12 protein-coding genes are annotated in these 12,273 nt (G+C 47.2%); all 12 read right to left on the reverse strand.

Going from position 1 to position 12,273, the window contains the following annotated elements:
• Positions 1-753: 753 nt before the first annotated feature.
• The 12 genes from HFD99_RS08900 to atpG all read right to left on the reverse strand — a co-directional run bounded on the left by HFD99_RS08900 (position 754) and on the right by atpG (position 12,110).
• Entirely contained in the window at positions 754-966 is a 213-nt protein-coding gene (locus tag HFD99_RS08900) for a DNA-directed RNA polymerase subunit beta (protein WP_007432733.1), read from the reverse strand.
• 10 nt (positions 967-976) lie between these two features.
• Positions 977-1,804: a flagellar hook-basal body protein gene (locus HFD99_RS08905; protein WP_025366008.1), complete on the reverse strand. Its 828-nt coding sequence runs from the start codon at positions 1,802-1,804 to the stop codon at positions 977-979.
• Between the two features lie 13 nt (positions 1,805-1,817).
• Positions 1,818-2,702 carry a flagellar hook-basal body protein gene (locus HFD99_RS08910; protein WP_016822894.1) on the reverse strand — a complete coding sequence of 295 codons (885 nt, stop codon included), beginning with the start codon at positions 2,700-2,702 and terminating at the stop codon, positions 1,818-1,820.
• Between the two features lie 123 nt (positions 2,703-2,825).
• Positions 2,826-3,824: a rod shape-determining protein gene (mreB, locus tag HFD99_RS08915; protein WP_016324820.1), complete on the reverse strand. Its 999-nt coding sequence runs from the start codon at positions 3,822-3,824 to the stop codon at positions 2,826-2,828.
• Positions 3,825-3,995: 171 nt separating this feature from the next.
• Positions 3,996-4,283 (reverse strand): sporulation transcriptional regulator SpoIIID, encoded by a 288-nt coding sequence (spoIIID, locus tag HFD99_RS08920; RefSeq protein ID WP_013373425.1) that lies wholly within the window; start codon positions 4,281-4,283, stop codon positions 3,996-3,998.
• Between the two features lie 200 nt (positions 4,284-4,483).
• Complete coding sequence (locus tag HFD99_RS08925; RefSeq protein ID WP_016822893.1) at positions 4,484-5,224, reverse strand: M23 family metallopeptidase; 741 nt, start codon at positions 5,222-5,224, stop codon at positions 4,484-4,486.
• A gap of 70 nt (positions 5,225-5,294) precedes the next feature.
• Positions 5,295-6,734, reverse strand: coding sequence for a stage II sporulation protein D (gene spoIID, locus HFD99_RS08930; RefSeq protein WP_123797731.1), 1,440 nt, complete (start codon positions 6,732-6,734; stop codon positions 5,295-5,297).
• 215 nt (positions 6,735-6,949) lie between these two features.
• The gene (gene murA / locus HFD99_RS08935) at positions 6,950-8,305 is read right to left on the reverse strand and encodes a UDP-N-acetylglucosamine 1-carboxyvinyltransferase (RefSeq protein ID WP_017427134.1); all 1,356 of its coding nucleotides are present in this window, start codon (positions 8,303-8,305) and stop codon (positions 6,950-6,952) included.
• 335 nt (positions 8,306-8,640) lie between these two features.
• A complete protein-coding gene (locus tag HFD99_RS08940; protein WP_016822891.1) occupies positions 8,641-8,892 on the reverse strand; it encodes a DUF1146 family protein in 252 nt (83 codons plus the stop codon).
• 345 nt (positions 8,893-9,237) lie between these two features.
• A complete protein-coding gene (locus HFD99_RS08950; protein WP_016822889.1) occupies positions 9,238-9,651 on the reverse strand; it encodes a F0F1 ATP synthase subunit epsilon in 414 nt (137 codons plus the stop codon).
• Between the two features lie 70 nt (positions 9,652-9,721).
• Positions 9,722-11,122 (reverse strand): F0F1 ATP synthase subunit beta, encoded by a 1,401-nt coding sequence (gene atpD, locus HFD99_RS08955; protein ID WP_016822888.1) that lies wholly within the window; start codon positions 11,120-11,122, stop codon positions 9,722-9,724.
• Between the two features lie 121 nt (positions 11,123-11,243).
• Positions 11,244-12,110 (reverse strand): ATP synthase F1 subunit gamma, encoded by an 867-nt coding sequence (gene atpG, locus HFD99_RS08960; protein WP_025366011.1) that lies wholly within the window; start codon positions 12,108-12,110, stop codon positions 11,244-11,246.
• Positions 12,111-12,273 lie beyond the last annotated feature (163 nt).

A 12,273-nucleotide genomic window follows, 5' to 3' on the forward strand; every position in this document is an offset into this window, starting at 1 on the left:
AAGGTTGAGATAAGGGGCTTTTTCCGCCGATTACGCAACCAGAGGCGAGAAGAAGCCCTTTTGCTCGTGCTTGGTTTTACCCCGCAGTGTTATAAACTCCCCATCATTATACATTCATCAGGTGCAAAAAGAAAATTATGCGGAAGTACCATATTTGTTGCTCCTATTATGGAGTGAAGCGAAGTTTCAATTGAGTCAAGGTGAGCAGGCTACGGGGGATGGATCATTCTTCCGATCGCTGTTATCCTCAGATTTTCCATTATATAAAACCCGAAAGGGTTAAAATCCGAGGATAAAGGCGAACGCTATCGCTTCTTCAGAACGATTCCATCCCCTCCGCCAAGTTATTTTTGGCTCATAAAGAAAGCTCGCTTCAATAATACTCGCTTGTCGTGAAGGGCAGAGAAACAATCGGAGGGCTCTGCGAATGGCCTACATTGGCCGCAATCCATGCGTGCTACGCTGGCGGCTCTTGCCGTCGGCGACATAACAAAACCCTGCGCCACTGGCACAGGGTTTTGTTTTCTATACTCCCCACACAATCGCGGGTAGTTTATTTTAATAAGAGTGGCCCTAATGGCGGGTAGCCAGCGGAGCGAAGGATTTGAATCTGTAGAAGCGTGAGCGTTCGCCTTTGCAGCGGGATTTTTACATCTAAATAACTTAAAAAATCAGAAAATTCCGTTGCAACAGCGATCGTAAGATCAAATCATTCGCGAGCGTTCACTTCCCGCCCCCACTCATTAAAGTAAACTAAGGCGCAAATATAAGATCAATGACATGCTGCCAGGTTTTCCATTCAAATACGCCTGCCAGCCCTTGCTTACCTACAATTACATATCCTGCAATTAAGCCGCCTAACAGCGAGAACAGGAGCAGCAACGGAACTACGAAATAACGAGCAGTACGCCAGCGGGATTTAGTCTTTTCAGGCACCGGACGGGAATCAGATTGTTCTTCCTTCATCACCAAATCCTTAAGCCCTCAAATTGTTAGCCAGGTTCATCATGGTATCGCTAGAGGTTAATGCCCGTGCCGCCATTTGATACATCCGCTGGACTTGCATCATATCCGTCATTTCGCCCGCTAAATCCACATTAGACTCCTCAAGATAACCGGAACGCACAGATACGTCCGTTGGAACAGCACCTGCCACCCCTGCTGCACCGAATACGTCGGCTTCTGTCACGCCATTTGCTAACACAAACAGGTTATCATCCCGCTGTTGCAAACCTTCTGGACGCTGTACATCCATTAGCTTAATTCGCTGACCAACTGTCGGAGCGCCAGTTCCATTAGCACGAATCAGCAATTCGCCATCGGAGTTAATAGCTACTTTGGAACCCGCTGGTGCAGTCACAGGAACATCGTTATTATCCAGCACAGAATAACCTTCGGCAGTGGTCAACATCATCGTCTCATTATCATTCGGATCAGGAATAAAATGAAAGCTGCCATCACGCGTCCAAGCTTTTTGCCCATTTCCTTGGATTTCAAACAAAGCATTCCCCTGGATCGCCAGATCGGTAGGAAGTCCCGTCTCCTTGAGAGGACCTTGCTCCATATTTTTCATAATTGCGGCCGTTTTGACTCCGTAGCCCAAATTATAGCCGAGCGGCATCGCCCGTCCATTTTGGAGATACGTCGAAGGCTGTTGCTGCACATTAGCCAATACATCTTCAAAGGAACCCTGTTTACTCTTATAACCAACTGTATTGACATTGGCGATATTATCGGCAATTAAATCCAAACGCTGCTGCACACTGGCCATAGACACCATTGCGCCAATCATGGAGTTGTTCATCACTTACCCCCTGTTATACACGGCCTACTTCGTTAACGGCCTTGTCCAAGCTTTTATCATAAAATTGAATAACCTTCTGATTCGCTTCATACGCTCTTAACGCAGCCATCATATCCACCATCGACTGAGCAGCATCTACATTAGATACTTCCAGATAGCCCTGGCGAACAGATACAGTATCGTTAGCGGTCATCATTCTAGCCGTAGCACCATCCGTATCATTCAGACGGAAATTACCGTTGCCCTCACGAACGAGCTGGTATGGCCGATCAATAACACTAATTCCAAGCGTCGTTCCGAGCAACTGGTTAGATTGGCTGTCCACCAATTGACCCCGTTCATTTACTTTAAGCGCTGAGACAGGCCCCGTCAATTGAATTGGGTTTCCATTCGTATCCAACACTGCTGAACCAGTCGACGAAAGCAATGCTCCCGTTCCATTTACTTGAAAATGTCCATCACGTGTATAACGGACATTACCATTATTGTCCCGTACCGTAAAAAACGCTTCTGGACGATAGGTGACTTCACCGTTAGCATTGATGAATTTTCCCGCCTGATCAAAAGCCATAGGTCGACCAGTAGCCGGGTCATTCACATTAATATTGGACTGTATCGCAAAATCCGTAGTTTGTCCACTATCCTTCAACGCTCCCTGAATGTAAGGAGAGAGGCTTTCCTCAGCAAAAACGCCAGTATTAAGCTTGCCGACCGTGCGATCCGGGTTATCAGGGTTTCCCCCCGTCATGGAAATAAGCATTTCGGGGAATGAGCGCTGAACGCTATTCTCCTGTTTATATCCCGTGGTATTCATATTAGCAATATTTTGCGTCACAGTGTCATGACGTCGTTGTTGTGTCATCATTCCGGCGGCCGCAGTATATAAACCTCTCAACATGTATCGTGCACCCCAATCCTATACTCTGCTCATCAATTATATGCTCGCATGGAGGCACTAAAGCCAAAATGTTAGGCAACCTGCCTGACCGCACACGAGTCTCTTATAGTCACTATCGGCAGATTAGAACTTTTTCTTAACCACATGATCCAAATTATCCAGCATAATTCCTGTACCTTTAACGACACAATGCATCGGATCTTCGGCAACCAGCACTGGAACACGCAATTCTTCAGCAAGTAGCTCGTCCAAACCGCTAAGCAACGCACCACCGCCAGTCAAAATGACACCACGGTCAATAATATCGGCTGATAGCTCCGGTGGGGTCTGCTCCAGTACAAACTTAGCTGCAGCTACAATCGCTGACACGGGATCTCTCAGCGCGTCCTGCACTTCTTCCGCGGAAATACTTAACGTTTTGGGCAATCCGGATACCATATCCCGTCCACGGATGTCCATCTCAGCACGTCGTCCGCTCGGATGCACGGTTCCGATAGCAATCTTGATATCCTCAGCCGTACGTTCCCCGATGAGAAGCTTGTACTTCGTTTTCACATATTTCATGATGGCTGTATCAAATTTGTCCCCTGCCATTTTAATAGAAGAAGCTGTTACAACATCTCCCATAGAGAGGACTGCAACGTCTGTTGTTCCGCCACCAATATCTACGACCATGTTGCCGCTAGGCTCAAAGATATCCATTCCGGCCCCGATGGCAGCCGCTTTTGGCTCTTCCTCCAAAAATACTTCTTTCGCCCCGCTACGCTCCGCCGCTTCACGAATCGCTTTTTGCTCCACTGAGGTAATGTTCGTCGGCGCACAAATCAAAATACGAGGGTGGCTGTACCAGCTTTTACCCCCTACCCGATTAATAAAATATTTTAACATCGCTTCCGTTACTTCAAAATCGGCGATGACACCATCACGCAATGGACGGATGGCTATGATATTACCAGGAGTACGTCCTACCATACGGCGTGCTTCTTCTCCGACAGCCAGAACTCTTTTTGTATCGCTTTCTATCGCAACAACGGAAGGTTCGTCAAGAACAACCCCCTTACCTTTGACGTGGATAAGCACGTTGGCCGTACCGAGGTCGATACCAATATCATTACTGAACATATTAAAAAGGCCCCCAAAGTGATATTTTAAAAAGCTAAGATTCGACAAGAAGCGGCAAATATATGTATAAACCTACGGTTACATGTCATTTTTCGTCTTGTACCATCTTTTAACATATCATACTTCAGGGGGTTGATTCAATGGCTTTGCCAGCCAATTCACTATATATTTTTAGGACTTGCCAGAAACAAGAATTCCCCTTCTTTTCCCACTCGTTTTTTTGTATTTAATTTTCGTCGCTTCCCCCCCCCGCAGATGGCGGATGGATTTATGGTATTCGAGAATGTGCTTCACCTGATCGGCAAGATCCGGGTTAATTTCAGGCAGCCGTTCGGTCAGATCTTTATGCACCGTGCTCTTGGAGACACCAAATTCCTTGGCAATCGTACGGACCGTATTCCTTGTTTCCACGATACAGCGACCGATTTTGATGGTCCGTTCCTTGATGTAATCGTGCACGCTCCCGCCTCCCTACTGTGGATAGTTTGGTACATTATATGAGGAGCGTGCCTATATATTCGCGGTTTGGTGGTAAGACATGCTTCGGAAGGCCTATTTATTTGGCAAAAGTAGCTTATGTTTACCTTATGCGCTAAAACTACACAAGAAAAAAGCAGGGAATATGAATTCCCCGCTTTGCATGCAAAGCTATGACCCATTTATTTTTTAGGAAGCAGACCTGTTGGATTCACCGGCTTGTCATCCTGGTACACTTCAAAATGCAGATGTGTTTTCAAATCCTTTTCGAGCTCATTGCGACCTGCTGAAGCAATCACATCATTTTGTTTCACTTGATCGCCTTCTTTTACTTTCAGATCGCTCAAGCTTTGGTACACTGTTTTGAGATTATTATCATGCGTGATTTCTACGACGTTACCTACCAGCGGATGTTGTTCCACACGGGATACTTTCCCACTCAGTGCAGCTCTCACTTCAAACGCTTGATCGTCGGACCGAGAAAGGTCAATCCCGGTGTTAGCGGTAAATGTTTTATCGTACTCTACCATAGCTGCCGCTTGCTCATCAGCCGTCGCGTTTTCGTCAAAGAAAGGCTTAACGACCTGCACTGCGCTAGCATCTGCCACCGGCCATGCGATATTTTCCGACTGAGCAACAACCTCCACACTTTCTGGTTGTTGTTCGTTGACATCGGTACTCACTGCGCTTGTGCTTTGTACCGATGGACTAGCTGGGTCAGGTTTGAAAGACTTATGGCTAGCATCCTGATAGACCCACACTAAGGTTAGTATAATGGCTGCTGCGGCAATGTAGGCTGCCGGGTATGCCCACCTTTTGGACAACAGCTTTTTCCACGAAGACGGCCGTGAAGCTCTTCCACCCTGAAAGGTTTTGGGTGTATCTTCATGATTTTGGTTCTGGTTTTTATTTTGTTCACTCATTTGCTCATCACCTCAGTAACCAGTGTTACCGGGCGCAACTCTTTTATACTTCAAAGTTACGAAAAATTTACTAACTTAGAATACGAGAGGCATTCGCAAAAGAAATGCCAGTATAATAGTGAAGAAGAATCTGAGTGGCCGTATGGCCTTCCTTGGCCATTCCGTTGGCTCCCCACTGACTCATACCGACGCCATGGCCATAACCGTAGGTCGTTATAGCAATCCGATCCCCTTCGGTCTTCCACGTAAATTCAGCCGATCGTAGCCCTAGTTTGTTACGAATCTCCGGTCCCGTAAAGACCGAACCTCCCACCTCAATCTTTTTGATGCGATGCCCTTCTGTTTTGGAGAGTATACGAATCTCTGGCATACTCCCCCCTCCAGTAGAAGCAGTGACCGCAGCACGACTCAATCCTAATCTATCGAACACGCTCTGACGACTCAGTGTAACGGTTTCTGTAAAACGAGGAGCCAACTGCTTGTCCCATGGACTGGACACACTTCGTAAATAGGGCACGGCCTTCGCCCATACATCCTCTGAATTTTCGGTATAGCCGTTGCTGGTAGAAAAAAAAGAAGCTGTAATGGGTTTGCCATCATATACCATGATTGTATCCTTGGTGTCGCGTACAGCCTGACGAATTTTAGTCAGATCTGCGGATTTGCCAGAATGCTCCCATTCTCTAGTAAGTTTAGCTTTGGAGATGTAAGCCTGGTGTTTAACGGTATCTGTCACATCTGCGCCCGCCGGGGCACCACTGGTATCATCAGCCAACAAACGCCGGGTAATGAAGGTACGCGCGGCAATGGCCTGTGCTTTCAATGCCTCTTCCTCAAAGCTGGGCGGCATTTCAGCTGCTACTACGCCGACAATGTATTGCTCCGAAGGCAGTGTCTCCGTCCGGCCAGTAGACGTGACGTACACCCGCACGTCCGGCTCTGCCGCAGCCGGCACGCTGCGCGCTGGAGCAGCCGGTACGGCTGGCATCGGCGGGACACCCGGCAGGCGCGTAACAGGTGCCTCGCTCTTTGCCGCCGTATTAGGCTGCGCGGGTGCGGCTGTGCGGCTCCCAGACGGCAAAGGCTGCACTGCCTGACGTGGCCATGCCATTAGTGCGGGCACCGCCATGGCAAGCACCAGCACCCCTGCCATGGCGGCAAAGGGCAGCCATGGGCGGCGGCTCCCCCAGCGCGGGGCTAGCCCGGCTACAGGCCGCAGATGCGGCTGCGGTCCCTGCCGCCTGCTTGCGTCGTATGTGTTACCGGGAGCTGTTCCAGTGTCAGGAAGCATCGCACCGACAGTGTGTATAGTGGAAGTCAACGCTGTGGTACGCCGATGGGTCTTGGCGATAGGCGGCAATGCGCCTGTTGTGCCTGGTTGCTGCTGCATAAGCTTATTTTTCTGCAACGAAGTTGCTATAGAGCCAGAGCTTTCCTTCGCAAGTGAGGCCTGGCGATGTTCCTTAGGATGATGTATTGGTATACGGATGCGAACCTGTGAATCTTTCATAAGCTGAAACCTCCATCAAAGGGTTAAGTGTCCGGCTAAAGTACACATATACTCCAGCAGATATTCTCAATCATATGAGGTCGTCCACTTTGATAGAACCGTTTTGAGAGAACTGAAAGAATGAAAAAGACAGGCAGCAAAAACACAAAAAAACCAAGTCCTTTCGGACTTGGTTCTAATGGTTCAAGTTAATACCTATGCCAATATGTTAAAGGTTAGGCGAGGGAAGGTTGAATCTTCTTGAACAGATTCCCTGACGTTTCTTCTGCCACAACGCGCTCTGTGCTGGCCGAATGATCCAGTTTGGATTCATCTACAGTCACTCTGTAAATATCCGCTCCCAATCCAGTCAGTTTTTCAGCCAAATGAACGTAACCACGATCGATGTGATGAACGCCAGATACCTCCGTTGTACCTTCTGCAATAAGTCCAGTCAGAATTAACGCAGCACCTGCACGCAAATCTGTCGAGGTTACTTTCGCGCCCGTCAGCTTAGCATTGCCAGTTACAATCGCCGAACGACCTTCGACCTTAATTTCCGCATTCATGAGATGAAATTCATCCACATGCATGAAACGATTTTCAAACACAGTTTCCGTAATGATGCTCGTTCCTTCAGCGGCAAGTTGAAGTGCCATCATCTGAGACTGCATATCAGTTGGAAACCCAGGATAAGGCAGCGTTTTAACATCAACGGCCTTTAGCGGCTTATCCGCAATGACACGAATACCATTTTCATCGGGTTGAATCGTTACACCCATTTCTTCCATCTTGGATATAACCGGTCCCAAATGATCGGATATCGCGCCTTCTACATATACGTTCCCGCCTGTGATCGCAGCAGCAACCATATAAGTACCTGCTTCTACCCGGTCGGGAATGACCGTATGTTTTACACCATGCAGCTTCTCGACGCCTTCTATACGAATTACGCCTGTGCCTGCACCGCGTACTTTGGCTCCCATGCCATTCAGGAAGTTGGCGAGATCAACGATCTCAGGTTCCTTAGCAGCATTCTCAATGGTAGTTACGCCCTCAGCAAGAGTAGCGGCCATCATAATATTCTCGGTTGCTCCTACGCTGGCTACATCCAAATAAACTTTAGCTCCGCGCAGACGACCGTTACTTTTAGCTTCAATAAAGCCCTGGCCCAAGCTTATCTCGGCGCCCAACGCTTCGAACCCCTTCAAATGCTGATCAATAGGTCTTGTTCCAATTGCGCATCCGCCTGGAAGCGAGATTCTTGTACGTCCCAAACGTGTAAGCAATGGCCCCATAACCAAAAATGATGCGCGCATTTTCCTAACCCACTCGTAAGGGGCTTCACAGGAAATTATCTTCCGCGCGTCAACACGAATGACCTCGTCTTGGTATGTAACGCCTGCTCCTAAGGACTCCAGCACTTTGTTAATGGTCATCACATCGTCTAGAGGAGGTGCATCCATAATAACACTTTCTCCTTCTTCTCCTAACAGAGAAGCGGCGATGATCGGCAGAACTGAGTTTTTGGCTCCGCTGACTTTGACACTCCCGGTCAATCTGTTGCCACCGCGGACGATAAATTTGCTCATCTATGGTTCCCTCCGCGCGTCATTTCTCTTTTCCATTTTTGAAAAAAAGAACATATTCCGCTATTTTCATGCCTTGCTTTTTCATTACATAAAAAAACAAGATTTTACTAATACCCTAACTGCCATCATACCACTGATTAAAACAAGTATACAAGCGTTTTTTTGTACTTGACGACCATTGACGACCATTGCGTTCTAACTGATTGAGCCAGTTATACATGTATGGTTCTTTTGTTTACCATTGTTAACAATATGGCACGATGTTATTCGACAATTCCTGCAACATCCACAGTCATAAAATCATATAACCCGCCTACTTCATGTTAAAACAAATTCTAGAGCATCTGGCTCCAAGAGATGTAGTTCAACAAGAAACCAGAAACCAACTGTCCCAAAATTATAGCAAGAAACAAGTGCAGCAATCTGCCCTGCGGTCCTTTGGGTTGCCGGATTAACAAATCCAGCTTTAAGCTTTGCAAAGCCCACCAAGCTAACGCTATACAGACGAGCGATACGATCATGGAGATCAGCGCGGTCATACTCGCCGATTGACTTAACTGTTCAGCCAACTGCTGCTTCCCGTTCATCCGTAATTCCTCCCATCTGCGTCACAGACTTCTTTATAATACTCGGCGAGCGCCTAATATGCCAGTGCTATTTCTGTTTCCAGTACATTTATTTCGACAAAATGTGAATAATCACTTCTGTTTCGCGAATTTAAAAGGTACTAAATACCTAGCCATCAAACAAGAAATAGGACTATATTTTTGGAAAAGACAGCTAAAAAAGGGCTCGATCACAGTGATCGAAGGAAGCAAAGGCGTCACTTACCTTCTGCAGGCATTCTTGGGCAGAAGTTATGAAGTGGTCTCTTTGTCATTCCATCCGTATACTATGCCGAACCCTTTTAAAATTCCACTCAAAATCCAATATTAATTCTTATTGGTTCTGATACTTGTAGCATTCAATCGGTTAAGCGCCCGTTGCAGAGCGACTTCTGCCCGATGATGATCTATCTGTTCCTGCTTGCTCTGGAGCCGCAGTTCTGCCCGCTCCCTTGCCGCACGGGCACGCTCCACATCAATATCTTCGGAACGTTCCGCACTCTCAGCCAAAATGACCACTTTATCTTTGCGGACTTCAACAAAGCCCCCATTGACCGCGATCACTTCAGTTTGACCACCGATTTTAATTCGTATCGGTGCAATCTTCAAGGGAGTGACCAAGGGAAGGTGTCCTGGTAAAATCCCAAGATCGCCTTCCGAGCCGCGAACACTGATGCTGTTTACCTGTTCCGTATAGACCAGGCGCTCCGGCGTCACAATCTCTAGTAAATACGTGCTCACTTGAATCCCTCCTGGAAGCTGTCCACAGACAGCTCACTTCGTAAGGCTCGGCTATTCTCTGCCTGTATGTTTACAACGTTTTAGCTTTTTCAACTGCTTCTTCGATGGCTCCTACAAAAAGGAAGGCCGCTTCTGGAAGGTGGTCATACTTGCCCTCCAAAATTTCTTTGAAGCTTCGTACAGTTTCTTTAACCGGCACATATTTACCCGGGAAGCCGTTAAATGCTTCGGCAACATGGAAAGGTTGTGAAAGGAAACGCTGGATTTTACGGGCACGTGCTACCAGCATTTTATCTTCTTCACTCAACTCGTCCATACCCAGGATCGCAATAATATCCTGAAGCTCATTGTAGCGGGCCAAAATTTGTTTTACCCCTTGCGCTACATTATAATGCTCTTCACCCACAACGTCTGGAGCCAAAATACGGGAGCTTGATGCGAGTGGATCAACCGCTGGGTAAATACCCATTTCGGAAATTTTACGTTCCAGGTTTGTTGTAGCATCCAAATGGGCAAACGTCGTAGCAGGAGCCGGGTCAGTGTAGTCATCCGCAGGCACGTAGATTGCCTGAATGGAAGTAACTGAACCTTTTTTAGTAGAAGTAATCCGTTCTTGCAATTGACCCATCTCAGTTGCCAGCGTAGGCTGGTAACCTACTGCGGAAGGCATACGTCCCAACAGGGCAGAAACCTCAGAACCTGCTTGGGTAAAGCGGAAAATGTTATCAATAAAGAGCAACACGTCACGGCCTTCTTGATCACGGAAATACTCAGCCATCGTCAGACCTGTGAGGGCAACACGCAAACGCGCACCCGGAGGCTCGTTCATTTGTCCAAACACCATCGCAGTTTTGTTGATAACGCCGGAATCTCTCATTTCATGGTACAAGTCATTTCCTTCACGTGTACGTTCACCTACACCTGCGAATACAGAAATACCACCATGCTCCTGAGCGATATTGTTAATCAATTCTTGAATGGTTACGGTTTTACCTACACCAGCACCACCAAACAATCCGACTTTACCACCTTTGGCATAAGGAGCCAGCAAGTCGATAACCTTAATACCAGTTTCGAGCATCTCTGCTTGAGTTGTCAGTTCTTCGAAAGAAGGTGCTTGACGGTGAATCGGATTTCTAGCCGTTTCACTCATATCAGCACCATTATCAATTGGCGTTCCAAGCACGTTAAATACACGTCCAAGAGTAGCTTCGCCGACAGGTACCGAGATAGGCGCTCCCAGATCTATTGCTTCAGCTCCACGAACCAAACCATCTGTGGAAGACATGGCAATACAACGCACACGGTTGTCACCTAGATGTTTTGAAGCTTCGAGCGTCAGATCAATTTTGACTCCGCTCTCCAGCACAGTCCCAATATGAATGGCATTCAGAATTTCCGGAAGCTGCCCACGTTCAAACTCAACGTCGACAACCGGACCCATGATGCTCACTACGCGTCCTTTGTTCATCTTTTGGTTTCCCTCCTACAAGCTTGCACAGCCGCAAATCCGAACCATTCTGATTGGTTTTGCGCCCGCAATTTATCATAATAGTGTAGACCCTGTTATAAAACAGTCGCAAGAAGTCGCATTAAGACTGAGCGTTAGCCCCTGCGACAATTTCCGTAATTTCCTGGGTAATAGCCGCTTGACGAGCACGGTTATAGGTTAAGGAAAGCTCTCCAATCAACTTGGTAGCATTCTTCGTAGCTGATCCCATTGCCGTCATCTTCGCTCCCAGCTCACTTGCTTTACCATCCAGCAAAGCGCCGTAAATGAGCGTTTCCGCGTAACGCGGTAGCAATACTTCAAGCACACCTTCTGGTGAAGGTTCATACTCATAGTTAATTGAGGATGAAGTCGTAGCAGAATCCGGTGTTGCCATCGGTAACAAACGATCAACTGTTGGAATTTGAGTCAATGCGTTGACAAAGCGGTTATAGCATAGATAAAGCTCATCAAATTCTTTAAGTTCAAAGCCTTGTACTGCCTTGCTAGCAATCGTTTTGATATCTGCAAATGCAGGTGTATCTGACAGATCTGTTACCGATTCAGCGATAGGAAATTCACGACGTCTGAAATAATCCCGTCCTTTTCGCCCAATGATGAAAATCATAAATTCATCCTGTGAACGGTGACGTTCAGCAATCGTCTGCGTAACCTGTCGCAAAATATTGGCGTTATAACCACCAGCCAGACCACGATCAGATGTAATGATGAGATAAGCCGTCTTTTTAACTGGACGCGTCTCTAGCATTGGATGCTTGATGTTATTCGCTCCAGAAGCAATGCTACTCACAACTTCTTTAAGCTTTTCCGAGTAAGGACGAGCCGATTCCGCTTTTTCCTGAGCTTTTCTCAGCTTGGATGCAGCGACCATTTCCATTGCTTTCGTGATCTGCTTCGTACTCTGCACACTTTTAATCTGACGTTTAATCTCGCGCATACCTTTTGCCATGATTTCACCACCTTCAAGCTTTGACAAAGCCAAAGCTAACTTCGTAAGATTCAAATCCAGCCGGACATATGTTAAAGGGCCTGTTAGTGAGGGTAAAACATGCCAAGGAAGCCACAACCCAGAGGGTACGCTTCCTTAGGACATCTTTCATCATAAACAGGCA

The organism is Paenibacillus sp. EKM301P (assembly GCF_011800295.1).
In the GTDB taxonomy this organism is placed as follows: domain Bacteria; phylum Bacillota; class Bacilli; order Paenibacillales; family Paenibacillaceae; genus Paenibacillus; species Paenibacillus polymyxa.